The sequence below is a fragment of the Arthrobacter sp. sptzw32 genome, from assembly GCF_059089735.1.
Genome location: NZ_JBNHEZ010000009.1, coordinates 15,597 through 39,599 on the forward strand (window position 1 = coordinate 15,597; position 24,003 = coordinate 39,599).

Consider the following 24,003-nt stretch of genomic DNA (forward strand, 5'->3'; position numbering starts at 1 on the left):
ATCAATCCTTTGGAAGCGTGACCAGCGGCAGGTAGGCCCTGCGCGTGGTGCCGTCTATCTGTTCGAAGTCCAGGGCTTCGAGTCCGTCCTTGTCGAAGCCTGCCCCGGCGTGCAGGGCGTGCGAGAGGAGCGCCCGGATGGTGTTGATGTGCTGTTCCTCGGGCGGCAGCTGCTGCCAGGCCTCGGAAAGGGTGGACGCGCCGGCCATGGCGGACCTGATGACCTCCGGCTTTGCCTTTCCGGTCCTCGGCGAGCGCACGCGGTCGGAGTCGCTGAAGGCGATGGGGTCGGCAAGTTTGGGCGGCGCCGCGAACTCGTCCGGGTCGAAGAGTTTCACCATGGACAGCGACTCGAACCCCGCGTTGAAGAGAACGGGCCCGGGGACCAGCCCGGGGCGTTCCCGCTCGTACGGAAGGGATCGGATGGCCTGTTCGGCTTCCCGCAGGACCTTCCGGAGCCGGACGGACTGGCGGAAATCGTCGCTCTGGACGTAAGTGTTGAGGCTTTCGCTGAGCTTGCCGTAAATCCGCTGGATCTGGCTGTGCTGCTGGCGGAGTTCCGCCACCAGGTTCTTCAGGGTTTCCCGGTCCTCCGGTGACAGGTCGTCCGCGAACTGCCGGCTGAGGACTTCTCCGATCGCCGAGCGGAACCTCAGCTGCTGCTGCGGGTCCTCCAGGAACGCCGCGAAGGAACGGAAAGTCCTGCCTTCAGGGCTCTGGCGGAGCCGCTTGTCGGCCTCCAGCACCTGCGCCATCGTGGCGCCCTTGGTCAGCGACTCCTCGATGATCTGGTTGCGCAGCCCGCCCACCAGTTCCTCGATCCGGTCACGCATCTTCTTGTAGTCGGCAGGCAGGCTGGCGGCGAGGTCCAGGATGTTTCCGGCAGCTTCCACCGCCTCGTCGTCATCCAGGAGGCCGTCGAACCCGCCGGAGCTGATGTCCTGGATCAGCTGCCGGCGCTCCTTGATCTCGTCCGCCAGGGACTCCAGGCGGGCGCTCTGGTCCGGGTTCGTTTCGTTGGCGAGCTTCTCGACGTCGCCCAGCAGCGTGCCAAGGCGCGATCCGTTGAGCGTGGACCTTTCGCTCGAGAGGCTGTCGAGGAAGGCGAGCACACGGGCCGCCGGCTCAGTGACCTCGTAAACGATCTGGCCCGACTGGTTCCGCCGCGTCAGGAACTGGCGCCGGGTCCACTCGTCGCCGAAGGCTTTCCCGTTGGCACCGCCTCCGAGCCCGGGCTCACGCCGGCGGAGCTCCTCAAGGAAGGAGTCGACGTCGGCGTGGAACTCCTCCAGCGGCAGCTGCGGCCGGGTGCGGGTGAAGGATGCCTGCAGAACCGCAATCACCCAGGGGGCGGAGCGGGTCAGGGCCCAGGCGGGCCCTTTTGTGAGAAGTTCGAGGTCCCGGAGCCGGGCACTGATGGCATCAGCCGATGACCTGGCGGAGCGGGGCACACACTCTCCTTGGACTGTTGGGGGGCGGGGCAGGGGCTCCAAACGGAAAACTGCCAACAACAAGGTTAACGCAGCCGGCCGCGACCGCTCCGTGACCTACTTCGGCGTAGTGTTTCGATCCAATATCAAGAACCCGTTAAGCCTGCCGCGGCTCTGGCTGGGCAAGCCTGCTGCCCCTACGCTCGTGCTACTGATTTCAACCAGAGCAACGTCGCAGCAGGGGGACTTATGCAGTTCGATTTAAGCTCAGTGGAAACCGCTACCTTGGTATTCGTGGGCACATTGCTGTTCGCGTTCATCCTGGCCGCCTTTGTTCTTACGGCAGGACTGGTGGCGCTGGTGCTTTTGGGAGCGGGAAAGCTTGGCTGGACCGTGGTTTCCAAGTCGCTCCTCGCCGTGGTCCACGGCATCAACGCTGCCTGGTACCGGCTGGTGGGGCGCGCTGCCGCGATGGACGCCGGCGCCGACTTTCAGGGACAGCCTTCCCCTAGCACGGGATCCTACCCGCGGGTAATATTGGGAGACAGCTGAAGGGTTCTCCAACCCGGCGGACCTGGCTAAGAAAGCTATCCGGCCAAGGAGATGCCCCATGAGCTCCGCCACTGACAGCCCCTCCAAAACCACCACCAGCCCGGCAACAGAAGCCCCGGCGGAGGAAACCCCGGTCCCGGCCGGCAAGATCGGTGCCGGCGTCACCGCGGACGAGGCCAGGGCGGTTGCCGAGGCCGCCCGGGAAACCGGTTGGGACCGCCCGAGCTTCGCTAAAGGTCTCTACCTTGGCAGTTTCGACCTCAGCCTTGTCCACCCCTGGCCTTCCCCGGACCCTGCGGACGTGCAACGGGGCGAGGCCTTCATGGCGCGCCTGATGGAATACGTGCGGACCATGGACGGGCGGATCATTGAGCGCGAGGCCAGGATTCCTGACGAATATCTTCGGGGGCTGGCAGACCTCGGCGTTTTCGGGATGAAAATTCCCGAGGAGTACGGCGGCCTGGGGCTGTCGCTGGTGTACTACGGCAGGGCCTTGGCCCTGTTGGGCAGTGTCCACCCGAGCCTTGGCGCCCTTCTTTCCGCCCATCAGTCCATTGGCGTTCCCGAGCCGGTCAAGGTCTTTGGCACGCCGGAGCAGAAACGGGAGTACCTGCCGCGCTGCGCCGCCGGCGCGGTCACGGCGTTCCTCCTTACGGAACCGGATGTGGGAAGCGATCCTGCCCGCATGGGCAGCACGGCAACGCCGACGGACGATGGCGAGGCCTACCTTTTGGACGGCGTCAAGCTCTGGACCACGAACGGGGTGATCGCGGAACTGGTGGTGGTGATGGCCGTGGTGCCCGCCCGCACGGATCCGGACGGCACCAAGCACAAGGGCGGCATCAGCGCGTTTGTCGTGGAGATGGACTCACCGGGCATCACGGTGGAGAACCGCAATGCGTTTATGGGCCTGCGGGGCATCGAGAACGGCGTCACCCGGTTCCACCAGGTGCGCGTCCCGGCTGCCAACAGGCTGGGGCGGGAGGGCCAGGGCCTGAAGATTGCCCTCACCACCCTGAATACGGGCCGGCTCTCCATTCCGGGCCTCTGCGTGGGCTCGGGCCGCTGGAGCCTCAAGATCGCACGGGAGTGGTCCAACGCCCGCACGCAGTGGGGCAGGCCTGTGGGTGAGCACGAGGCCGTGGGCAAGAAGATTGCTTTCATTGCCGCGTCGGCCTTCGCGCTGGACGCAGTCTTTGAGCTTTCTGCCGAGTTGGCCGACGCCGGCCAGAAGGACGTGCGGATTGAGGCTGCCCTTGCGAAGCTCTGGTCTACGGAGATCAGCTGCCGGATAGCGGACGAGCTGGTCCAGATTCGCGGCGGCCGTGGTTTTGAGACGGCTGAGTCCCTGGCGGCGCGCGGTGAGCGGGCGGTACCGGCCGAGCAGCAGCTGAGGGACCTGCGGATCAACAGGATTTTTGAGGGTTCCTCTGAGATCATGCGCCTGCTTATCGCCCGGGAAGCGGTGGATGCGCACCTGGCGGCCGCCGGCGACCTCGCGTCCCTGGACGCGAGCCTGTCCGACAAGGCGAGGGCCGCCGTCGGCGCTTCCGGCTTTTATGCCCGGTGGCTGCCCAAGCTGGTGGCCGGCGCCGGTATGGATCCGCGCTCGTACAGCGAGTTCGGGCGGCTGGCCAAGCACCTGCGGTTCGTGGAGCGCTCGTCCCGGCGCCTGGCCCGGCAGACCTTCTACGGCATGGGCCGGTGGCAGGCGAAGCTGGAACGCAAGCAGGCTTTCCTGGGCAGGGTGGTGGACATCGGTGCGGAACTGTTCGCCATGACGGCGTGCTGCTCGCGCGCGGAGATGCTGCTTCACACCGCCCCGGAAAAGGCAGCCAGTGCCTACGAACTCGCGGAGGCGTACTGCGAGCAGGCCCGTGTGCGCGTGGATGAGTACTTCGACCAGCTGTGGCGGAACACGGACGACGGCGACCACCGGCTGGCGCGGAAGGTCCTGGCCGGCGATTACACGTGGCTGGAGGTGGGCGTGGTGGACCAGTCGGAAGGCACCGGGCCGTGGATTGCGGACGCCTCGCCCGGGCCCTCGCAAAGGGAAAACCTGCGCCGCAACTACCGCTGACGCCACTGGTCACAAAATAGTAAGCATCCTTGCTATCTCTGTTTCCCGATGGTTGAGTTGAGCCATGAGCAGCTCAACCGACCCAGAGAACCTGCCCCCACGACGCGCCCGCGAGGACGGCGACGAGCGGGTACCGGACTCCGGGTCAACTGCCGCCTACGCAGAGCGGGACTACGTCCCCGCGGCTTCGGCACCTGCTGTTGATCCCGGCCTGACGGACCGGCACACCGCCGTCGCCAGGGAGAAGGAACGGTTCGGCGGCATCAAGGTGGGGTCGGCCTTCTTCGGCTGGCTCACGGCCACCGGCATGGCGGTGCTCCTGACGGCCCTCGTGGCAGCGGCGGGAACGGCCGTTGGCCTTGCCACCAACACAGACGTGAATGAGGCAGTAAACCAGGCAGCCTCGAACACGGGCACCGTTGGCCTGGTGGGCATCATCGTCCTGCTGGTGATCCTGTTCCTGTCCTATTACTGCGGCGGCTACGTGGCAGGGCGCATGGCGCGCTTCAACGGCGCCAAGCAGGGCCTCATGGTGTGGATCTGGGCGCTGATCGTGGCGGTCCTCGTCTCCATCCTGGGCCTCGTGGCGGGACAGCAGTTCAACGTGCTGGCCAACCTCAACAGCTTCCCCCGGATACCTGTCAATGAGGGCCAGTTGACCACCACCAGCATCATTGCCGCTGTCGTGGTGGCCCTTGTGGCACTGGCAGGAGCGATGCTGGGCGGCCTGGCAGGCATGCGGTTCCACCGCAAGGTGGACAAGGCCGGCTTCACCCCGGACGAGGACTACGACAACGCGTAGTCAGGCCAGGATCTTGCCGTCCACGTAAAACCAGCGGCCGTTTTCGCGGGCAAACCGGCTGACTTCATGATGCGTGCCGCGTTCGGCACCGTGCCGGAACCAGGCCTTGAACTCCACCGTCCCCTGCACGTCGAGCGGGCCGCCGCGGCTGGTGGAGACGATATCCAGGCGGCGCCATTGCAGGTCCGGATCAAAGTCCAGGTTGGCAGGAGCCTCCGCCGGGTGCCAGGTCCGCAGCAGGTAGGCCCTGTCATGAAGCGCGAAGGCACTGTACCGGGAGCGCATCAGCTGCTCCGCCGTGGCTGCTTCCGCCTCCCCGCTATGGAACCGGCCGCAGCACGCGCCGTACGGCTCGCCGGACAGGCACATGCAGCTTTCCAGTCTCCGGTCTTCAGCCATGACCCGATGGTGTCATATCAGGTAACAGGTTTAAAACAACCCGGACGCGCCCCTCCGCCCGGCGGCACAGTGCAGTAAAAATCCGTATGGTGGAGAAGGAGCTGTTGCCTTGGCAGAGGGGCGCAGGTGCGGGCTTTGGGGCCGGCAGAGAGGAGAGATGACGTGGATAATCCGGATACGCTCATCCTCAACCTGACCTTTTTAGGCACGGTGGGAGTAGCTTTCCTGATGTTCCTGATCCTCTTTCTGCTGGGCGTCATCACGCTGGTGCTTGCGGGAATAGGCAGACTCGCCGCCGTCATGCTCATGGCGTTGTTCGGCTGGCGCAGCAGCGGGGAAAGCAAGCGCCCGGCCCGGGATTGGCGTAGCGCGCTCAAGCCCGCGAACCTTCGCCCGGCGCTGCGCACCGCCGTCGTACGCCACCCGGGGGCGGCAGCCGCACGCCCCGACTCCCCCGTCCTTGCCGAGGACTGGGCTTCCGCTGTTGCGGAGGCGGACGCGAGGGCAATGGCCAGGGCGCGGGCGGCAGCACCGGAAATCAAGCTCTCAGTCCGCGACCTGCCCGATCCCCATGTACCTGCCGACCAGGTGGCGGAGGTTGCGCCGCTGGTGGAGTCGGCGCTGGAGGACCACCGGCCCGGCCGGGTGCCGCGGTCGTTTGAGAAGGCGCAGGCTTTGCGTCCGGTGGCCCCGCTGGACACCGGATCGCTGGTGTCGCTTTCCGGGAAGGCCCAGGCACAGGCCCTCACAGCAACCTCTTCCAATGACGGAGCCCCGGGAACCGCTGCCAAGGGCTCTTCTGCCAAAGCCGGCCCACATAGGGGTAAACAGCCCTTACCCTGAGCAACCATCTGGGTTAGCGTGAAACCCATGGAATTCAGATACCTCGGAAACAGCGGCTTCAAAGTCTCGGAAATTACCTTCGGCAACTGGCTGACCCACGGGTCCCAGGTGGAGAATGACGTCGCCTCCCAGTGCGTGAGGGCCGCCCTGGATGCCGGTATCAGCACCTTCGACACGGCGGACGTCTACGCCAACACGGCCGCGGAGACCGTTCTGGGTGGAGCCCTGAAGGGCGAGCGCCGTGAGTCCATAGAGGTCTTCACCAAGGTCTACGGCGCCACCGGCCCCAAGGGAAAGAACGATCTGGGCCTGTCCCGCAAGCACATCATGGAATCCATCAACGCGTCCCTGCGCAGGCTGCAGACGGACTACGTGGACCTGTACCAGGCCCACCGCTACGACTTTGAAACCCCGCTGGAAGAAACCATGCAGGCGTTTGCGGACATCGTTCGGCAGGGCAAAGCCCTGTACATCGGCGTCAGCGAATGGTCCGCTGACCAGCTGCGTGCCGGCCATGCGCTTTCCAAGGAACTCGGTTTCCAGCTCATCTCCAACCAGCCGCAGTACTCCATGCTGTGGCGCGTGATCGAGGCCGAGGTTGTCCCCGCATCGGAGGAACTGGGCGTGTCCCAGATTGTCTGGTCCCCCATGGCCCAGGGCGTCCTCAGCGGCAAGTACCTGCCCGGCCAGCCCGCACCGGAAGGCAGCCGGGCCACGGACCAGAAGGGCGGCGCCAAGATGATCGAGCGCTGGATGCGGGATGACGTCCTTGCCGGGGTCCAGGAGCTCAAGCCCGTAGCGGAGGAAGCAGGGCTTTCCATGCCCCAGCTGGCCGTGGCCTGGGTGCTGCAGAACCCCAACGTGGCTTCGGCCATCATTGGTGCTTCCCGGCCGGAGCAGATCGCTGACAGTGTTGCGGCGGCTGGGGTGAAACTGGAACCGGAAGTCATGAAGAAGATTGACGACGCCATCGGCTCCCTGGCCGAACGTGATCCGGAGCAGACCAAGTCCCCGGCCAAGCGGGAACACTAGGTGGTGGGGTCCCGTCCGGAACTGCCGGATCTGGCCGTCACCGGTTCCACAGGCGGCCTGGGCGGAATGGTATCGCGGCAGCTTGCCGGCGCCGGATCCGCCCAGCGCCTCCTGGTCCGCGACGCCGGACGTGCACCTGAGCTGGAAAACGCTTCGGCACTGGTCTCCAGCTACTCGGATTCATCTGCTGCCCGCGCGGCCCTGGAAGGGGCCAAGGTCCTGTTCATGGTGTCCGCCGCAGAAACAGCGGACCGGCTGCAGCAGCACCGCAGTTTTGTGGACTCCGCAGCGGACGCCGGAGTGCAGCACATCGTGTACACGTCGTTTTACGGCGCGGCGCCGGATGCCACCTTCACGCTAGCCCGGGACCACTACGGCACCGAGCAGCACATCCGTGATTCGGGGATGGACTATACCTTCCTGCGCAACAATTTCTACCTTGATTTCCTGCCCCTTCTGGCGGACGGGGACGGCGTGGTGCGGGGGCCCGCCGGCGAGGGAGTGTTCTCCGGGGTTGCGCGGGAAGATTTAGCGCGCTGTGCCGTAGCGGTGCTGCGCGACCCCGCCATCCATAAGGGACAGACGTACAACCTGACAGGGCCTGAAGAACTCACACTGGCCGACGCTGCCCGGATCCTTACCGAGGGAACCGGCCGCACCATCACCTATCACCCGGAGACAGTGGAGGAAGCCTACGCCTCCCGCGCCTCCTACGGCGCGCCGCCCTGGCAGGTGGACGCGTGGGTCAGCACTTACACGGCGATGCGGGCAGGTGAACTGGCAGGGATTTCACCTGATGTCTACGGACTGACAGGCCAGGATCCGATCAGCCTGGCGGAGTTCCTGAAGCGGCCGCAGCTATAGCGGAAAAGGGAACGCTTTTGGCGTTGACGGGCTGGCGGGGCGGGCGTAAACCTGAGGCAGGGACCCCTTCAGCCCGCCAAGCCGAACCAGCCGCAAGGACGCAGCCCCATGAAGCAGATCTTCAGGAACCCCCAGCCCGCCCGTCCAGCTGAACAGCAGGGACCGCCTGGTTCCTTGACAACTGCGCCCACCACAGTCCCGCTTACCCGCGAGGAACTCCAGCTGGGCGCCCGCAACCACTCCATGCCCCTCGAGGCGCTCCGCCGCGACATCACTCCGCCGGGACTTCACTACGTCCTCACGCATTTCGACATCCCGTTCATCGACACCGCTGCCTGGCACCTGCGGATCAGCGGGGCTGTTGAACGTGCACTGGAATTGAGCATGGCGGCGCTGCGGAAGGACCCCGCCATCACCGTCCCGGTCACTTTGGAGTGCGCGGGCAATGGCCGCTCACTCCTGGAACCCAGGCCGCTCAGCCAGCCGTGGCTCCTGGAAGGAGTAGGCACAGCAGCCTGGACCGGGGTTCCGCTCGCGTACCTTCTGGGGAAAGCCGGGATCCTTCCGAGCGCCGTCGAGGTGGTGTTCACCGGGGCGGATGCCGGCATCCAGGGCGGCGTTACGCAGCGGTACGCGCGGAGCGTGCCGGTCCATGAAGCGATGCGTGCCGACGTCGTACTCGCATACAAGATGAACGGCACTGAGTTGCCGCCGCAGCATGGCTACCCGCTCCGGCTGGTGGTTCCGGGTTGGTACGGCATGACGAGCGTGAAGTGGCTGGAATCCATCGAGGTGGTCACGGCCCCCTTTACGGGATACCAGCAGGCGGTGGCCTACCGTTACCAGGAGTCAGCGGACGACGCCGGGAGGCCGGTAACGCGGATGAGGGTGCGTTCGTTGATGGTCCCGCCGGGCATCCCGGACTTCTTCACACGCCGACGGGTAGTACCGCCAGGTCCTGTGATGCTGCAGGGCCGGGCGTGGTCCGGGCATGCTGCGGTGACTGCGGTGGAAGTGGGCATCGACGGGAAGTGGCTGCCGGCCCACCTGGAGGAATCTGCGGGTGGATTCACCTGGCGGCGATGGACGCTGCCGTGGGTGGCTGACCCGGGCAAGCATGAACTGGCCTGCCGCGCCACCGACGCCAGCGGTGCCACCCAGCCCCTAGCGCAAAACTGGAACTACCAGGGACTCGGCAACAACATGGTGCAGCGCATCAACGTCCGGGTGGAGTAGCGGCCTGCGTACAGGCGCCGGGCTATACTCGGTGCCAGCCATGACCAGCCTTCCTTCCTCCCCCGCCAGTGTCCGCATCGATGCGTGGCTGTGGGCCATCCGGGCCTATAAGACGCGCTCTGCGGCTACGGCCGCGTGCCGTGCCGGCCACGTGAGGCTGAACGGCAGCCCAGCGAAGGCGTCAGCCACACTGGTCAGCGGTGACACGGTGACGGTCAGGATGCCGGGCTATGAACGCATCCTCGAAGTGCGCCGGCTGATCAACAAGCGCGTGGGTGCGGAAGCTGCATCGCACTGCTTCACGGACCACACTCCCCCGCGGCCTGTTGCTCCTGCTCTGGGCCTGCCGCAGCGCGACCGTGGCACGGGCCGGCCCACCAAGAAGGACCGCCGCGAGATGGAACGTCTTCGCGGCGCTTGACCGAGTCCGGCCCTTGTGACGCTGCTTAATTCCCGCCCCGGGCCCGGGCCCGGGCCCGGACGAGGTTCGCAAAAGGCAGCTGCCCGTACTCCTCAATAAAGGCTGTGTGGTAGTCCGCTTCAGCCTGGGCCAGGGCTGCGGCGGGCAGTTCCTTCCATGCGATCAGCAACTGCCCGGCGTCCCTGAGTTGCCAGACCAGCCGCCCGTCCCAATGCCCGGGCGGCTTTCCCTGCCCGAAGTCCAGGAACTCCTGGACCTGCCGCCGCAGGCCTCGGTTGCCTTTGCTGCCCGGGCCTGCTTTACCCAGGTAAAGCACGACGGCGGCATCCACCCACTCCGCCGCAAGGGCCGGCTGGGGCAGGGAAGGGTCCTTCTTCTTGAAGACCCCGGCTGTGCTTTTCGTCAGGAATTCCGGCTGGAACTCTTCGGGCTGCAGGACAGCGAAGACGCCGGTTCCCTGCGGAACCCGCATAACCTCCAGGTCGTTGAAGGGCCTGAAGCCTGCAAAGCCGTCGTCTCTCAGGCCCTTTCTGGTGAACTGCATCCCTACATTGAACAGCATCGCTTCGGCAGCGTTGATTGAGTGACTCACGCGCCCCGACCGTGCACCGGCCTGGCGTTAGCTGGCGGTTCTCCGACCTCGTGGATGGTATGGCCGCTGCAAGCAGTTTTGGTTACGCTTGCCCGCTCGATGCGTGACACTGTAAACCATCGCATTGCGTTGCGCAGTCGGCACCACCCCACCAGGTACCACTGGCCGTTCCTGGAGGCGAACAGTACTGGCTCAACGTCGCGGGTGGTCGTCCTTTCGTCTCCTGATGTGTAGCGGATGCGAAGCACTCGCTGCTCGGCCATCGCCTCCTCCAGTGCCGACTTCGTTGCGCGCGAAGACGAGGGCGGCGCGTTGACCCAGACACGGAGGGCCAGCTCATCGGCCCGTGCTCGGGTTATGGGATCGAGTACGTCCAGGATCTTCTTGATTCCTGCAGCCGCCAGATCGGCGTACGGGGCATCGGGTGCAGCGGATACGGCTGCCATGAGCGCCACGGCCTGCGCCGGGGACAAGCTGACAGGCGGCAGGGACGCGCCTGCAGCTAATCCGTAGCCACCGCCCGGACCAGGGCGGGACCATAGAGGTGCACCGCTGCTCTCCAGCGCATCGAGGTCTCTCTTAATGGTGCGCACTGACACCTCGAACTCTCGTGCCATCCGTTCGGCGGAAACCCCCCGCGCCCCGCTGCGGCCCAACAACTCTGTCAGAGCATGTAGCCGTTCGGCGCGCTTCACAATTCAGACCCCGACAAATTCATGACCTAAATAGTGACACACCCTTGTCCGCAGTGCCTGCGAGGGTAATGGCATGACAACTACTACAGACAGTCCGACCATAATTCTCATCGCAGGTCACTGGCTGGGCGCATGGGCATGGGATGAAGTCCTTGAACACCTGACAACCGACCACGCTCGTGCAATCGCGATGACACTGCCCGGTCTCGACGCGGACGATCCCGGGCGTGCGGCGAAGACCCTCGACGATCAAGCCGCAGCAGTCCTGGACGTCATCACCCAACTCGGGGCCTCGGCGGATCAGCCCGCAACTCTCGTCGCTCACAGCGGGGCGAACGCCCCTGTCAGTCTCGTCCTTGACCGACACCCCGAACTTGTCCATCGAGTGGTGTGGGTCGACTCCGGCCCTGTGGCGACGGGAAGCACTTTCGCCCCACATCTCCCGGAGGAGTTGGAGGAGCTTCCACTGCCGTCCCTCGACATCCTCGCGCAGCAGGCGAGCCTCGAAGGCCTGAGCACAGAAGTCCTCGAGCGTTTTCGGGCCCGGGCCGTCCCCGAGCCCGGCCCCGTACTTCGTCAGCCCGTGGAGCTCACGAACGATGCCCGCCACAAAGTCCGGACCACCCTGGTGTGCTGCTCTATGCCGAGCGCGCAGGTGCTGGAGCTGGCCCGCACAGGCCATGCCATGTTTGCCGAAGTTGCTAACATCGAGCACCTCGACGCCGTTGACCTCCCGACGGGGCATTGGCCTATGTGGAGCCGCCCCCGCGACCTGGCCAAAGCCATTCAAACAGCGGCTTCCCGAACCCAATGAAGTGACCGGTAAAGCCGTCCGCTTCGACAATCTGCTGGTGGGACCTCACGACGTGTTCCCTCTAAAGTGAGTGGTCTAACTGCGTCAGGTCCTGATTCAGGCACCGTCAGCAGGGCCCGATGCCAGTCAAACCTCTTCACAAAGAACGAGCCAACCAGGCTGAGGTTCCCTGACTGAGAAGTTTCCCTGCCCACCCCTCCGCCCAAAAGCGTAGAGTTGCCTAAGACGCCTGATTTTGGACGCCTTGCTGCTGAGGGAGAAATCGTGACGATTGACTGGGACGAAAAGAAAGCCCTGCTACAGGAACCGAACATCGCGAAGGTAACCCAGCTTTGCGACGAACTGATGGAAAAGAAGCCGGGCTCCACCGTCCCCTACATCGACCCGGTGCACGACGAAGACGAATGCCGGATCGTCAGCCTGCAGGTCAGCCCCGGAAAGGGCACCGAGTCGGGATTTGTCTCGCACTACAACGACGACGAAGCAGCACGACGGGCCACCCAGATTTACGAGCTCGCCGAGCTTGACCCCCGCTACGTGATGCCGTGGAACGCCTACCCCTGGGTCCGTGATCCTGGCATGCCGTCGGCTTTGAGCGTGCAGGAAAAGACGGACGGTTTGCGGCCCTTCCGCCAGTTCCTCAAGATCAACTCCCGGGTTTCCGCGATCATTGCCCACGGCACGGACGCATCAACATTCCTCACCCTGTTCGAGAAGACCTACCACTCGTCGCTGAAAAACAGCGGCATCAAAGTCTACAAAGCCACCGCCCTGGGCGGACGGGCGTTTGCCGTCTCGGAAGCCAAGCAGGAAGAGCTGCTTGCCAAGAGCGTCGCAATCTACAAGGACGCCATGCAGAGGGCCGGCATCCAACACCTCTGACTGGTAATGCCAATGGATTTGCTGGCTTGGCTGCTCGATTCTGATCCCGCAATCCGCTGGCAGGTCCTGCGCGACCTCGCAGACGCTCCAGCCGAAGATTTTCAAGCCGAACGCGACCGGGTTGCGAACCACGGTTGGGGTGCCAGGCTGCTCGCCCTGCAGGGTACGGACGGACAATGGGCCGGGGGCACCTATTGGCCAGCTCACGACGACGACCCTGACAACCAGCCCTGGACGGCCACCACCTACAGCCTGCTGCTCCTGCGCGACTTCGGCCTGGACCCCGCCAGCCCTGCGGCACGGCAAGCGATTGCGCTTGTCCGTGACAACAGCCGCTGGGAGGAAGGCAACCAGCCCTTTTTTGAGGGCGAAGTGGAGCCCTGCATCAATGGGATGACTGTCGCCCTCGGGGCATACTTCGGGGAAAAAGTTGACTCGGTGGTACAGCGGCTGACACGCGAACAGTTGGCTGACGGCGGCTGGAATTGTGAGGCCGAGAGAGGGTCCACGCGCTCTTCCTTTCACACCACCATCTGCGTTCTGGAAGGGCTCCTGGAGCATGAGCGGGCCACCGGGGGAACACCGGAATCCCGGGAGGCCCGGCGCCGCGGCGAGGAGTACTTCCTGGAGCGCAAGTTACTCAGGCGGATTTCAACCGGTGAACTCATTAACAGCACATGGCTGCAGTTCTCCTACCCCACCCGCTGGTACTACGACCTCCTTCGCGGGCTCGACTACTTCCGCGCAGCCGGCGGCACCCCTGATGAACGCCTCGAAGAGGCAGTTCAGAATGTTCAGTCGAAGAAGCAGCCGGATGGGAGCTGGTTGCTGGAAAACACCCACCCGGGCAAGGTCCACTTCGATCTCGAGGACGGTGACGGACAACCAAGCCGATGGAACACCCTCCGTGCCCTGCGGGTACTGCGGTGGTTCGAGGGCACGTAACTGCCGCCTGTGGAGTGGCCCGGGAACCCGCTCCGGGGCCCTGACCATCCCTCAGGCACTGCTGGCCCTCTTATTAGTTGCAGGAGGAACAGAACTGCTTCGATCTTGACTTTCTCTTGAGTAAATCTTGAGTTTGGATGGCCAGCATTTATAGAAAGCATTCAGGTTCGCCCGAGGATTAGTCCCTTCAGCTACGAAGACCTGGCGCAAGGTCCTATCGAAAGCAGTAGATGAAGAAACTGATAATCACCACATTGGCCACCACAGCTTTAGTGGCCGGCTCTGTGGCAGTTGGAGCAGCGGCAAATGAAGACTCGGGAACGGTGGTGAGAGTGGTTGACGGTGACACTTTGGTTGTCTCCATCAACAACGGGGACCACACTATCCGGCTTCTCAACGTGGACACTCCTGAGACCAAGGATCCGAATCAGCCGGTGGAATGCCTCGGGCCGCAGGCCTCGAAATACCTTGAAGAGGTGCTTCCCGAAGGCACCCAGGTACGGCTGGAGTTCGATGTTGAAAGGCACGACAAATTTGGCCGGACCCTTGCCGGGGTCTTCACTCCGGACGGGTCACTGGTGAATGCAGAAATTGCACGGGAAGGTTTGGGGATACCGGTGCAATTCGGCAACAACCGGAAGTTCCTGCCTCCAGTCGAGGCAGCCTATGAGGAAGCAAGGACTGCGGGGGCCGGCCTTTTCTCGGAGGACATCGACTGCACACTCCCTGCGCAGCTGGCTGCGACGACCCAGGCCCTGCAAGGGGCGGCTGAAACCGAATCAGCAGCAACTTCAGCGGCGGCCGGTGCTGCTGCGGCTGTACTCGTCACTGAGGTGGCCGCGGCGAAATCACTCAGGGCGGTTTTTGCTGCAACCAAGGACGCCAACAGGGCCGTCTACTGGGCCGGGCTTTCAGCCGCTGCTACAGCCACAGCCCTTTCCGCCCTGGACAGTAAGATCGCTGCGGGAGAGAAGAAAAGGGACGAGTTCAAGGCACAGCAGTCGACGCTGGCAGCTTCCGAAAAGAAGGCCGAAGAGGAACGCCTGGCGGCCGAAGCCCGCGTTGCCGCAGAAAAGAAGGCTGCAGAAGAACGTGCAGCGGCGGAAAAGAAGGCTGCCGACGAAGCGGCTGCCGCGGCCAAGGCAGCTGCGGAGGAAGCCGCCCGCCAGGCCGCCGCGGAAGCAGAGCGGCTCCGTAGGCTGCCGGCACCGGCGCCGTACGTGGCCCCGGTTCCCCAGCCGTATGTTCCGCCGGCTCCTGCCCCGTATGTACCACCGGCACCTTCCAAATACACAGGTCCAAGATGTTACGCACCTGGCGGGAAGAGCTGGACCCCCTGCTAACCAATTGTCGGCAACGGGTCCGGGGAGCGCTCCGCTCTCGGACCCGTTTTTGCTGGTGATGACCGGGTAGTCAAGCTGTTCGGCATCCTGCGCTCGATAGAGGACCGGGCACGCGTCAGCTGAAGCCCCGCATTGACAGCCGCTTGTGACGCCTGCCATATTTAAGGCGTGAACCTGTCAGACAGCCGGACAGCAGGACAGCCTGCTCCCCTCGCACGGCTTAGTGCCGCGGAAGCCGTCTTCAGTACCATCCGCAAGGACATCGAGTCGGAGCGACTGGCGGTGGGCAGCAAACTCAGCTCGGAAGCAACCCTCTCCCAGCAGTACGGGGTCAGCCGGTCCGTCATTCGCGAAGCACTCCGCTCCTGCACTGCCCTTGGCCTGACGGTTACCAAAACGGGCAAGGGGACCTTCGTCGTCGCCAACAAAGTAGCCAACGACCTCACGTTGGGCCAGTACTCAGCCCGGGACCTGACCGAAGCACGCCCGCACATCGAGGTACCCGCAGCCGGTCTGGCCGCGGAACGCCGCAGCGACGAAGAGCTGGAGACACTCCGCAGCGTTGTCGCCGCCATGGCCACCGAAACCGATCCGGAATCGTGGGTAACCCTGGACTCGAACTTCCATGCCGCCATCGCCCGCGCAAGCGGCAACAAGGTGTTCGCCAGCGTGGTGGCGGACATCCGCGGCGCCCTGGCCCACCAGTCCGAAACCCTGAACATGGTGGCAGACCGGCAGCACGCCTCAGACCTCGAACACCAGGAGATCCTGGCCGCCATCGAGGCAGGCTCACCGGAAGCCGCGAGTAAAGCCATGGCCCGGCACCTGCACGCCGTCGGCCTCGCCCTCGACTCCATCCTGAACAACTAACGTCCGCAAACCGAACACGCCACACCACACACAAGGACCCCATGCCATCCCCTGCACTTTCTGCTGCCCACACTGCTGCAATGCTCCCGCAGCACGCCCCCTTGGTCACCGCCATCCGCGACGGCCTGGTGGAGAGCGTGCACCACGGGTCAGCCATCGCCGTTGCAGCAGACGGCGCAATTGTGGCGTCAGCAGGTGACCCGTTGGCCCCGTTCTACCCCCGATCCTCCCTCAAGCCGCTGCAGGCCGTGGGTATGGTCCGCGCCGGCCTGGAGTTGCCCGCCGATCTCCTTGCCCTGGCAGCGGCAAGCCACTCCGGCGCTGCAAAGCACCGCGAGGGAGCACTGCGCATCCTCGACCTGCACGGGCTGACCGTTACGGCCTTCGAAAACAGCACCGACCTCCCCTATGGCGCCGGCGAGCGCGAGGAATGGCTGCGCAGCGGGGGTGCGGCCACGCAACTGACGCAGAACTGCTCCGGCAAGCACGCCGCCATGGCCGCCACCTGTGTGATCAACGGCTGGCCCGTCCAGGGTTACCTTGATCCCTCGCACCCGTTGCAGCAGCTGGTCGCCACAACGGTGAAGGAGCTGACGGATGAGGAACCGGTCACTGTCAGCACCGACGGCTGCGGCACCCCGCTGTTTGCCCTCACCCTGCCGGGCATGGCCCGCGCCTTCGGCCTCCTCGCCCGCGCCGCCGCCGGCAGTGGTGCGCACGACGTCGGCGGGCAGGCTCCGCGAAGTGCGGAAGCCGCCGTCGGACTCGCCATGCAGCAGCACCCGGACATGGTGGCCGGTGAAGGCCGCGACGTGACCGGGTTGATGCGCCTGCTCCCGGGCTCCGTAGCCAAGGACGGCTTCGAAGGCGTGCAGCTGGTAGGCCTGGCCGATGGGAGTGCCGTGGCTGTCAAGATTTCCGACGGCGGCGACCGCGCCCGGATGCCGGCCACCGTCAGGCTTCTCGAGGCACTGGGTGTTGACACCGCACCGCTCGCCGGCATCGCAACCGCCCCGGTACTGGGCGGCGGCCAGCAGGTAGGCCTGCTGCAGGCTACCGACTTCCTTCCCCAAACTGCCCTGTCCGTACCCGCCAACGAAGCCCTGTAAGGACCCCATGACAATCGCCGACACCACCTCAGCAGTCCGCTCTGAACATGACCTGCTCGGAGACCGGGACGTCCCCGCCAACGCCTATTGGGGTGTTCACACCCTGCGTGCTGTGGAAAACTTCCCCATCACCGGCCAGAAGCTCTCCTCCAACATGCACCTGGTCCGTGGCCTGGCAGCAGTAAAACTGGCCGCGGCCAGGACCAACCGAGAACTCGGACTGCTGGACGCCGAACGCTCTGACGCCATCGAGCAGGCCTGCCAGGACATCCTGGACGGCCGGCTTGCCGACCAGTTCGTCGTGGACGTCATCCAGGGCGGCGCCGGAACGTCGTCGAACATGAATGCCAACGAGGTGATCGCCAACCGTGCCCTGGAAATCCTGGGCCACCCCAAGGGCGACTACAAGCGTTTGCACCCCAACGACCACGTAAACCTGTCCCAGTCCACCAACGACGTGTACCCCACCGCCGTCAAGCTGGGCACCATCTTCGCCGCCCGGGAACTGCTGGACGCCCTGGCTGAACTGGAGGAAGCGTGCGCGGCAAAGGCGCTGGAGTTCCGCACGGTGGTCAAGATGGGGCGCACGCAGCTGCAGGATGCCGTCCCCATGACACTGGGCCAGGAATTCGGAACCTACGCCATCACCATCGGGGAGGACAGGCTCCGCCTTGCCGAAGCCGACCTGCTGATCCACGAAATCAACCTCGGTGCCACGGCCATCGGCACAAGCCTCAACGCCCCGGCCGGCTACACCGCAGCGGCCTGCCGGCACCTGGCAGAAATCACCGGCCTGCCACTGGTCACCGCTCCGGACCTCATTGAAGCCACCCAGGACGTGGGCGCCTTCGTCCACCTCTCAGGGGTGCTGAAGCGCGTCGCCGTGAAGCTCTCCAAAATCTGCAACGATCTCCGGCTGCTCTCGTCCGGTCCGCGCGCCGGCTTCGGCGAGATCAACCTGCCGGCTGTCCAGTCCGGCTCCTCCATCATGCCCGGTAAGATCAACCCGGTGATCCCGGAAGTGGTCTCCCAGGTGGCCTATGAGGTGATCGGCAACGACGTCACCATCACCATGGCCGCCGAAGCCGGGCAGCTCCAGCTCAACGCCTTCGAACCCGTCATTGTCCACAGCCTCCACAAAAGCATTTCCCACCTGGAAGCGGCCTGCCGCACCCTCACGGCGCGCTGCATCCGGGGCATCACCGCCAACACCGAACACCTCCGCCGCACGGTGGAGCAGTCCATCGGCCTGGTCACGGCCCTCAATCCCCATCTGGGCTACGCCACCGCCACCGCCATCGCGCAGGAAGCACTGGCCACCGGCAAGGGCGTCGCCGAGCTTGTCCTCGAGCATGGACTCCTCACGAGCACCCAACTCCAGGAACTCCTCAGCCCCGAACGCCTCGCCAACCTCAGCAAATAGTCCCCCTCCCCGGACCCCCCAAAGGACTCCCCCATGACAAACTCCCCCATCACGGACCACACGGTCCCGCCCCAGGCGCATGCCACCGAGGCTGCACTGCACGCCGAGGACAAGGGCTACCACAAGAACCTCAAGCCGCGGCAGATCCAGATGATCGCCATCGGCGGCGCGATCGGCACCGGGCTCTTCCTCGGCGCCGGCGGCCGCCTCAACGCCGCGGGCCCCTCCCTCGTCATCGCCTACGCCGTGTGCGGCTTCTTCGCGTTCCTGATCCTTCGGGCCCTGGGCGAACTGGTGCTGCACCGGCCGTCCTCGGGCTCCTTCGTCTCCTACGCCCGCGAATTCTTCGGCGAAAAGGCCGCCTTTGTTTCCGGCTGGTTCTACTGGATCAACTGGGCCACCACCACCATCGTGGACATCACCGCCGCCGCGCTGTACATGAACTTCTTCGGCAACTACATACCCTGGATGGCAGCAGTCCCGCAGTGGGCCTGGGCCCTGATCGCCCTCGTGGTGGTCCTGGCACTGAACCTGGTCTCGGTGAAGGTCTTCGGCGAAATGGAATTCTGGTTCGCCCTGATCAAGGTCGCCGCCCTGGTGGTCTTCCTCATCGTCGGCACCTACTTCGTCATCTTCGGCACCCCCGTGGACGGCCAGCAGGTGGGCCTCAGCCTCATCTCCGACAACGGCGGCGTCTTCCCCAACGGCCTGCTCCCCATGATCATCCTCATGCAGGGCGTGCTGTTCGCCTACGCCTCCATTGAGCTCGTGGGCACCGCGGCCGGCGAAACCGAAAACCCGGAAAAGATCATGCCCAAGGCCATCAACTCCGTGGTCTTCCGCATCGCCGTGTTCTACGTCGGCTCCGTCATCCTGCTGGCCCTGCTCCTGCCCTACACCTCCTACGAAAAGGGCGTCAGCCCGTTCGTGACGTTCTTCGGCTCCATCGGCATCCAGGGCGTGGACGTCATCATGAACCTCGTGGTCCTCACCGCCGCCCTGTCTTCCCTCAACGCCGGCCTGTACTCCACCGGCCGCATCCTGCGCTCCATGTCCGTCAACGGCTCCGCCCCCAAGTTCGCCTCCCGCATGAACAAGGCAGGCGTACCGTACGGCGGCATCGCCATCACCGCAGGAGTGTCCCTGCTGGGTGTCCCCCTGAACTACCTCGTGCCCGCCGACGCCTTCGAAATCGTCCTCAACGTGGCCTCTGTAGGCATCATCATGACCTGGGCAACCATCGTGCTGTGCCAGATCCAGCTCCAGCGCTGGGCGAACAAGGGTTGGCTCAAGCGCCCCTCGTTCCGGATGTTCGGCGCCCCGTACACCGGCTACCTCTCGCTGCTCTTCCTGGCAGGTGTGCTGGTCATGGTGTTCATCGATTCCCCGCTGACCATGCTCGTCACGGCCATCGCCTCGGTCCTGATGGTCTTCGGCTGGTACGCCTGCCGCAAACGCATCCACGAAATCGCTGAAACCCGCCAAGGCTTCACCGGGATCTCCCCCGTGGTCGCCAACCCGCCGGCGGACACCTTCAAGAAATAACCCCGCATTCAACCAACGACGGCGGCACCCGGGTTCTGGAGCTACAGAACCCGGGTGCCGCCGTCGTTAACTGTTCAGTGGCGGGGCTAGCGTGACGGTTTCACCACCATCGCTGATCCGCCTCCGCGCCGTACCGGCTCAGCGGCCGCGACAGTACGCCCGTCCGGCAGGAATTCAATGGCGGTGGCAGCACCGAGCTCAGCAACCGAGCTGAAGGCGGGGTGTCCGTACTCTTTGAGCTGAGCCTCGTAGGCTGCAATGAACGCCGGTTCCGCCTGCGGCGTTGCCGAATTCCGCTGGGAGGCACGGGGTGCGGCGAGCGCGTCAGAGATGCTCATGCCGAGGTCGATCCGGTTGATGAGCGTCTGCAGCACGGTGGTGATAATCGTTGCGCCGCCCGGCGAGCCGAGCGCCACGAACGGCTTGCCGTCCTTCAGCACGATGGTTGGCGACATGGACGAGCGGGGCCGCTTGCCCGGCTCGATACGGTTCGCATCCGTGGGGCTGGCGGGGACGTTAAAGTCCGTCAGTTCATTGTTCAGGATGAAGCCGCGACCGGGGACTACGATGCCGGAGCCGCCGGTCTGCTCGATGGTAAGGGTGTACTCCACCACGTTGCCCCACTTGTCCGAGACCGTGAGGTTGGTGGTTGACAGCCTCTCAGTATCAGTTGGGTTGCTCTGTGCAGCGGCCGGCAGATCGCACACACCATTGTAGGAAGATACGTCGCCGGCCGGCACTGGCTTCGGCGCCGCCTTCAAGGGATCAATCTCGCAGGCCCGTTCCTTGCCGAAGACCGGGTCGAGGAGTTCTTCCGTAGGAACGTTCACGAAAGCAGGATCGCCAACATATTTGCCGCGATCGGCAAAAGCGAGGGCGCTGGCTTCAAGGTAATGGTGCAGGACCTTTGGCTTGTCATTGGCAAGAGCGGGAAGGTCGAACACCTCCAAAATGTTCAAGGCCTCCCCGACCGTGGTGCCGCCACTGCTGGAAGGTGCCATGCCGTAAACGTCATAGCCGCGGTAGTTCACGTGGGTGGGGTCCTGGTCCAGGGCCTCGTAGTCATCCAGGTCTTCTGTGGTCATGACGCCTGCAGGTCCGGGCAGGGTATTCGGATCCGGATTTGTCGGTGCGTTCCGGACAGTGGAAACGATCTCCTCGGCGATGGCTCCCTCGTAGAACGCATCCATGCCCTCCCGGGCCAGAAGCCGGTACGACTCCGCCAGACCGTGGTTCTTCAGGATGCTCCCCACGGCAGGCGCATCGTTGTTAGGCCCCGGAAGGAAAAGCTCCCTGGTGGCTGCAAAGGGCAGGAAGCGGTCCCTGTTTTCAAGCGTCTGCTGCCGGAAGGTCTCGTCCACGACGAAGCCCCGCTGCGCCACATGAATTGCAGGCTTCAGCACTTCCCTCAGGCTCAGGCTCCCCCAACGGTCCAAAGCCCGCTCCCAGGTTGCCGGAGTGCCCGGTACCCCCACCGAGATCCCGCTGGTTGCCTGCTTGTTGAATGGGTACGGCTCGGTGCTGCCAGGTTTGAGGAAGGCATTTGCGGGCATGGCGGCCGGCGCCGTCTCGCGGCCGTCAATGGTGCGGACCTTGCCCCTCTTCGCATCGTAGAACACGAAGTAGCCACCACCGCCGATGCCGGCACTGTAAGGCTCGGTGACGCCGAGGGTGGCGGCTGCGGCCACGGCGGCGTCCACGGCGTTGCCACCCTTCCGGAGGACTTCTATGGCCGCGGCGGAGGCGTCAGGGTCAACGGTGCTGACCGCGCCGCCGTACCCCGTAGCCGTCGGGGTCTTTTGGATGTCACCAGCCTGCTGCGGGTGGGCAGCAGCGGGGCTGGCCAACGCTCCTGTGGTCACGCTCATTGCCAGTGCCGCCGTCATGGCTGCAAGCCGGCGTCCCAGATGTGGCATGGTTGCTCCTGAAGGGGTTGGAAGTGATGTGGGTCACGCTACTCCTAGGGCAGGGGACACTCAACGGCTGCTGCTACCCCCTGTTGGGCGTTCAATCACCTGCACGCACCCCGGCTGCAATACCCCCTTGACGGCCACCCGGGTCAGGTCTACCCTCAGCCGCATCCCGCCGTTTAAGCGGCGGGACTTCGGGCGCCGCCTTTGGCGGCCATCCGTCGAGGAGGACCGTGATGAACGACCCGGAAGCAAAAATAGTTGTGGGGGTGGACGGCTCCGATTCCTCGGTGCAGGCCCTGCGTTTGGCGGCCCGGCTGGCCCCGGCGCTGAACGCACGGATCCACGCCATGGCCTGCTGGGATTTCCCCCAGATCTACGCCGGCTACGTGCCGCCGGACTTTGAGGCCTTTCAGGCAGCTGCGGCGCACACCTTGACCGAGGCGCTCGGAAAAGCGTTCGGGCCGGAACTCCCAACGAACATCAGCCAGGAAGTGGTCCGCGGCTCCGCGCCGGCCAAACTCGTCGAAGCCGGCACGGACGCCGCCATGCTGGTGGTGGGCCGCCGCGGGCACGGCGGCTTCATTGGCATGCACCTTGGCTCTGTCAGCTCCGCGTGCGTCTCACACGCTGCCTGCCCGGTCCTGGTAGTGCACGCCGACGGCAGCCATCGCCCCCACCATCTCTGGCGTGGCTCCAAGGACAAGAAGGCTGCGAAGCTGTAGGACCCGAGCCCGCGGCGTAACGCAACGCTCCCGCATCTCCCGGTTGGAAGCCGATCCCCTATGCTCAGCTGAGTGCCACTTGGTGCCCGTGCCGGGTAAGGGTGGCGTGCGTGCACTCAGCAGTTCAACGACGAACCACACCGGGAGACGGTATGACCAACTGGCGGATCAGGGACTTCCACTCAGCGGACCTCGACGGGATCCTGCACCTCTGGGAAACCCTCAAGTCCCACAACGTCGAACCGGTGTACGCACTCTCCGAAGTCCTGGCCTCGTGCGAGAAGGACCACGCCGTGGTGGCGGTGCAGGGTGACCAGGTGGTGGGCGCCGCCGTCGGACGCGCCGCGCACGACCAGGGCTGGATCGTTTTCCTCGCCACCCTCCCCGAATACCGCGGCCGCGGCATCGGCACCTCGCTGCTCGCCGCCGTCGAGAACCGCATGGCCCCGCACGGGCTTAACAAGCTCTCCGCGCTGATGCCGGAATCCGAAACCCGCGTGGAGGCCTTCCTGAGCCGCGGCTTCGCATTAAAGAAAAACCTGCGCTACTTCGAGCGGACCATCCCCGTCCAGCGCCAGGAACTCGGCGCGCTGGGCCAGCTGGGCGGCCGCGTCCTGGCCCGGGACCTGTGGGAGAACGTGGCCGGCATGCGGAAGGAAAAGGAACTGCTGGAGCGCCGCCTGGTGCTTCCGTTGGCGGAGGCCGACCTCGCCGACGAGTTCGGTGTCGTCCCACCGCGCGCCGTCGTCCTCTTCGGCCCGCCCGGCACCGGCAAAACCACCTTCGCCAAAGCCATCGCCTCCCGCCTCGAGTGGCCCTTCGTCGAAGTGTTCCCCTCCCGGCTGGCCGCGGACCCGCAGGGCCTGGCAGGCGCGCTCCGCGAAACCTTCCTTGAGATCGCCGAGCTGGAGCATGCAGTGGTGTTCATCGACGAGGTGGAGGAAATCGCTTCCCAGCGATCCGGGGAGCCGCCCTCTCCCCTGCAGGGCGTCACAAACGAGCTGCTCAAGATCATCCCGGCCTTCCGCGAACAGCCCGGCCGGCTGCTGGTCTGTGCCACGAACTTCATCCGCGCCCTGGACTCCGCCTTCCTGCGGCACGGCCGCTTTGACTACGTCATCCCCATCGGGCTGCCCGACCGGCAGGCCCGCGAAGCCATGTGGCAACGCTTCATCCCCGCACTTGTGGTGGACGCCGTGGACGTGGACCTGCTCGTGGAGCGCACCGAGGGCTTCTCCCCCGCCGACATTGAGTATGCCGCCCGCAGCGCCTCCCAGCGCGCGCTGGAAAACGTTGTTTACGGCAGGGACGGCGACGGCGGTCCCGCTTCCGGCGGCACCACGTCGCTCCGTGATGCCGTGCGGAAGGGGCCCTCCACGCAGGACTACCTGGACGCAATTTCCGAAACCCGCACCACCGTCAGCGCCGAAGTGCACCAGGAGTTCCTGGAGGACATCGACGCACTGGGCCGCGTGTAAGCCAGTAATCTTTG

At 65.0% G+C, this 24,003-nt stretch carries 23 protein-coding genes; 18 read left to right on the forward strand and 5 right to left on the reverse strand.

What is annotated here, in order from left to right; genetic code table 11:
- Nucleotide 1: 1 nt before the first annotated feature.
- The gene (locus AC5RVN_RS15925) at nt 2-1,450 is read right to left on the reverse strand and encodes a DUF3375 family protein (RefSeq protein WP_494138585.1); all 1,449 of its coding nucleotides are present in this window, start codon (nt 1,448-1,450) and stop codon (nt 2-4) included.
- Nucleotides 1,451-1,723: 273 nt separating this feature from the next.
- On the opposite strand from AC5RVN_RS15925, the gene AC5RVN_RS15930 reads away from it, so the two are divergent.
- From AC5RVN_RS15930 to AC5RVN_RS15940, 3 genes are all read left to right on the forward strand, one after another.
- Nucleotides 1,724-1,981, forward strand: coding sequence for a hypothetical protein (locus AC5RVN_RS15930; RefSeq protein ID WP_494138586.1), 258 nt, complete (start codon nt 1,724-1,726; stop codon nt 1,979-1,981).
- A 58-nt stretch (nt 1,982-2,039) separates the two neighbouring features.
- On the forward strand, nt 2,040-4,061 hold the full coding sequence (locus tag AC5RVN_RS15935) for an acyl-CoA dehydrogenase family protein (protein ID WP_494138587.1): 2,022 nt from the start codon (nt 2,040-2,042) through the stop codon (nt 4,059-4,061).
- A gap of 64 nt (nt 4,062-4,125) precedes the next feature.
- Nucleotides 4,126-4,863 carry a hypothetical protein gene (locus tag AC5RVN_RS15940; RefSeq protein ID WP_494138588.1) on the forward strand — a complete coding sequence of 246 codons (738 nt, stop codon included), beginning with the start codon at nt 4,126-4,128 and terminating at the stop codon, nt 4,861-4,863.
- Here the strand turns inward: AC5RVN_RS15940 and AC5RVN_RS15945 are convergent, their stop codons facing one another.
- Nucleotides 4,864-5,262, reverse strand: coding sequence for a YchJ family protein (locus tag AC5RVN_RS15945; protein WP_494042311.1), 399 nt, complete (start codon nt 5,260-5,262; stop codon nt 4,864-4,866). It lies immediately after the preceding gene.
- A gap of 162 nt (nt 5,263-5,424) precedes the next feature.
- Here AC5RVN_RS15945 and AC5RVN_RS15950 point away from each other — a divergent pair, with 162 nt between their 5' ends.
- The 5 genes from AC5RVN_RS15950 to AC5RVN_RS15970 all read left to right on the forward strand — a co-directional run bounded on the left by AC5RVN_RS15950 (nt 5,425) and on the right by AC5RVN_RS15970 (nt 9,658).
- On the forward strand, nt 5,425-6,105 hold the full coding sequence (locus AC5RVN_RS15950; RefSeq protein ID WP_494138589.1) for a hypothetical protein: 681 nt from the start codon (nt 5,425-5,427) through the stop codon (nt 6,103-6,105).
- 27 nt (nt 6,106-6,132) lie between these two features.
- Complete coding sequence (locus AC5RVN_RS15955; protein WP_494042313.1) at nt 6,133-7,137, forward strand: aldo/keto reductase family protein; 1,005 nt, start codon at nt 6,133-6,135, stop codon at nt 7,135-7,137.
- Entirely contained in the window at nt 7,138-8,001 is an 864-nt protein-coding gene (locus AC5RVN_RS15960) for an SDR family oxidoreductase (RefSeq protein ID WP_494138590.1), read from the forward strand.
- 108 nt (nt 8,002-8,109) lie between these two features.
- Nucleotides 8,110-9,237 (forward strand): sulfite oxidase, encoded by a 1,128-nt coding sequence (locus AC5RVN_RS15965; RefSeq protein ID WP_494138591.1) that lies wholly within the window; start codon nt 8,110-8,112, stop codon nt 9,235-9,237.
- A 40-nt stretch (nt 9,238-9,277) separates the two neighbouring features.
- On the forward strand, nt 9,278-9,658 hold the full coding sequence (locus tag AC5RVN_RS15970; RefSeq protein ID WP_494042316.1) for an RNA-binding S4 domain-containing protein: 381 nt from the start codon (nt 9,278-9,280) through the stop codon (nt 9,656-9,658).
- A gap of 25 nt (nt 9,659-9,683) precedes the next feature.
- Here AC5RVN_RS15970 and AC5RVN_RS15975 read toward each other — a convergent pair whose 3' ends face one another.
- Complete coding sequence (locus AC5RVN_RS15975) at nt 9,684-10,202, reverse strand: hypothetical protein (RefSeq protein WP_494138642.1); 519 nt, start codon at nt 10,200-10,202, stop codon at nt 9,684-9,686.
- Nucleotides 10,203-10,246: 44 nt separating this feature from the next.
- On the reverse strand, nt 10,247-10,945 hold the full coding sequence (locus AC5RVN_RS15980) for a helix-turn-helix transcriptional regulator (RefSeq protein WP_494138592.1): 699 nt from the start codon (nt 10,943-10,945) through the stop codon (nt 10,247-10,249).
- Nucleotides 10,946-11,018: 73 nt separating this feature from the next.
- Here AC5RVN_RS15980 and AC5RVN_RS15985 point away from each other — a divergent pair, with 73 nt between their 5' ends.
- From AC5RVN_RS15985 to AC5RVN_RS16020, 8 genes are all read left to right on the forward strand, one after another.
- Nucleotides 11,019-11,759 carry an alpha/beta fold hydrolase gene (locus AC5RVN_RS15985; protein WP_494138593.1) on the forward strand — a complete coding sequence of 247 codons (741 nt, stop codon included), beginning with the start codon at nt 11,019-11,021 and terminating at the stop codon, nt 11,757-11,759.
- A gap of 264 nt (nt 11,760-12,023) precedes the next feature.
- A complete protein-coding gene (locus AC5RVN_RS15990; protein ID WP_494042320.1) occupies nt 12,024-12,641 on the forward strand; it encodes a uracil-DNA glycosylase family protein in 618 nt (205 codons plus the stop codon).
- A 12-nt stretch (nt 12,642-12,653) separates the two neighbouring features.
- Entirely contained in the window at nt 12,654-13,586 is a 933-nt protein-coding gene (locus tag AC5RVN_RS15995) for a prenyltransferase/squalene oxidase repeat-containing protein (RefSeq protein WP_494138594.1), read from the forward strand.
- Between the two features lie 230 nt (nt 13,587-13,816).
- Nucleotides 13,817-14,929, forward strand: coding sequence for a thermonuclease family protein (locus tag AC5RVN_RS16000; protein ID WP_494042322.1), 1,113 nt, complete (start codon nt 13,817-13,819; stop codon nt 14,927-14,929).
- A 168-nt stretch (nt 14,930-15,097) separates the two neighbouring features.
- On the forward strand, nt 15,098-15,799 hold the full coding sequence (locus tag AC5RVN_RS16005; RefSeq protein WP_494106126.1) for a FadR/GntR family transcriptional regulator: 702 nt from the start codon (nt 15,098-15,100) through the stop codon (nt 15,797-15,799).
- Nucleotides 15,800-15,840: 41 nt separating this feature from the next.
- On the forward strand, nt 15,841-16,908 hold the full coding sequence (locus AC5RVN_RS16010; protein ID WP_494138595.1) for an asparaginase: 1,068 nt from the start codon (nt 15,841-15,843) through the stop codon (nt 16,906-16,908).
- Between the two features lie 7 nt (nt 16,909-16,915).
- Nucleotides 16,916-18,331, forward strand: a complete 1,416-nt coding sequence (locus tag AC5RVN_RS16015; protein ID WP_494138596.1) for an aspartate ammonia-lyase — start codon at nt 16,916-16,918, stop codon at nt 18,329-18,331.
- A gap of 33 nt (nt 18,332-18,364) precedes the next feature.
- Nucleotides 18,365-19,876 carry an amino acid permease gene (locus AC5RVN_RS16020; RefSeq protein WP_494042326.1) on the forward strand — a complete coding sequence of 504 codons (1,512 nt, stop codon included), beginning with the start codon at nt 18,365-18,367 and terminating at the stop codon, nt 19,874-19,876.
- Nucleotides 19,877-19,962: 86 nt separating this feature from the next.
- Here the strand turns inward: AC5RVN_RS16020 and ggt are convergent, their stop codons facing one another.
- A complete protein-coding gene (ggt, locus tag AC5RVN_RS16025; protein ID WP_494138597.1) occupies nt 19,963-21,792 on the reverse strand; it encodes a gamma-glutamyltransferase in 1,830 nt (609 codons plus the stop codon).
- 230 nt (nt 21,793-22,022) lie between these two features.
- Between ggt and AC5RVN_RS16030 the strand changes: the two genes are divergently transcribed.
- Together AC5RVN_RS16030 and AC5RVN_RS16035 are read left to right on the forward strand one after the other, a co-directional pair.
- Entirely contained in the window at nt 22,023-22,511 is a 489-nt protein-coding gene (locus AC5RVN_RS16030) for a universal stress protein (protein WP_494106122.1), read from the forward strand.
- 152 nt (nt 22,512-22,663) lie between these two features.
- On the forward strand, nt 22,664-23,989 hold the full coding sequence (locus AC5RVN_RS16035) for an ATP-binding protein (RefSeq protein WP_494138598.1): 1,326 nt from the start codon (nt 22,664-22,666) through the stop codon (nt 23,987-23,989).
- Nucleotides 23,990-24,003: the final 14 nt, after the last annotated feature.

What these genes read in the sequence shown, in the direction of transcription:
- AC5RVN_RS15935 (WP_494138587.1), top strand. Translation starts at nt 2,040, where the DNA reads ATGAGCTCCGCCACTGACAGCCCCTCCAAAACCACCACCAGCCCGGCA.
- AC5RVN_RS15940 (WP_494138588.1), top strand. Translation starts at nt 4,126, where the DNA reads ATGAGCAGCTCAACCGACCCAGAGAACCTGCCCCCACGACGCGCCCGC.
- AC5RVN_RS15945 (WP_494042311.1), bottom strand. Translation starts at nt 5,262, where the DNA reads ATGGCTGAAGACCGGAGACTGGAAAGCTGCATGTGCCTGTCCGGCGAG.
- AC5RVN_RS15955 (WP_494042313.1), top strand. Translation starts at nt 6,133, where the DNA reads ATGGAATTCAGATACCTCGGAAACAGCGGCTTCAAAGTCTCGGAAATT.
- AC5RVN_RS15965 (WP_494138591.1), top strand. Translation starts at nt 8,110, where the DNA reads ATGAAGCAGATCTTCAGGAACCCCCAGCCCGCCCGTCCAGCTGAACAG.
- AC5RVN_RS15970 (WP_494042316.1), top strand. Translation starts at nt 9,278, where the DNA reads ATGACCAGCCTTCCTTCCTCCCCCGCCAGTGTCCGCATCGATGCGTGG.
- AC5RVN_RS15975 (WP_494138642.1), bottom strand. Translation starts at nt 10,202, where the DNA reads ATGCAGTTCACCAGAAAGGGCCTGAGAGACGACGGCTTTGCAGGCTTC.
- AC5RVN_RS15985 (WP_494138593.1), top strand. Translation starts at nt 11,019, where the DNA reads ATGACAACTACTACAGACAGTCCGACCATAATTCTCATCGCAGGTCAC.
- AC5RVN_RS15995 (WP_494138594.1), top strand. Translation starts at nt 12,654, where the DNA reads ATGGATTTGCTGGCTTGGCTGCTCGATTCTGATCCCGCAATCCGCTGG.
- AC5RVN_RS16000 (WP_494042322.1), top strand. Translation starts at nt 13,817, where the DNA reads ATGAAGAAACTGATAATCACCACATTGGCCACCACAGCTTTAGTGGCC.
- AC5RVN_RS16010 (WP_494138595.1), top strand. Translation starts at nt 15,841, where the DNA reads ATGCCATCCCCTGCACTTTCTGCTGCCCACACTGCTGCAATGCTCCCG.
- AC5RVN_RS16015 (WP_494138596.1), top strand. Translation starts at nt 16,916, where the DNA reads ATGACAATCGCCGACACCACCTCAGCAGTCCGCTCTGAACATGACCTG.
- AC5RVN_RS16020 (WP_494042326.1), top strand. Translation starts at nt 18,365, where the DNA reads ATGACAAACTCCCCCATCACGGACCACACGGTCCCGCCCCAGGCGCAT.
- ggt (WP_494138597.1), bottom strand. Translation starts at nt 21,792, where the DNA reads ATGCCACATCTGGGACGCCGGCTTGCAGCCATGACGGCGGCACTGGCA.
- AC5RVN_RS16030 (WP_494106122.1), top strand. Translation starts at nt 22,023, where the DNA reads ATGAACGACCCGGAAGCAAAAATAGTTGTGGGGGTGGACGGCTCCGAT.
- AC5RVN_RS16035 (WP_494138598.1), top strand. Translation starts at nt 22,664, where the DNA reads ATGACCAACTGGCGGATCAGGGACTTCCACTCAGCGGACCTCGACGGG.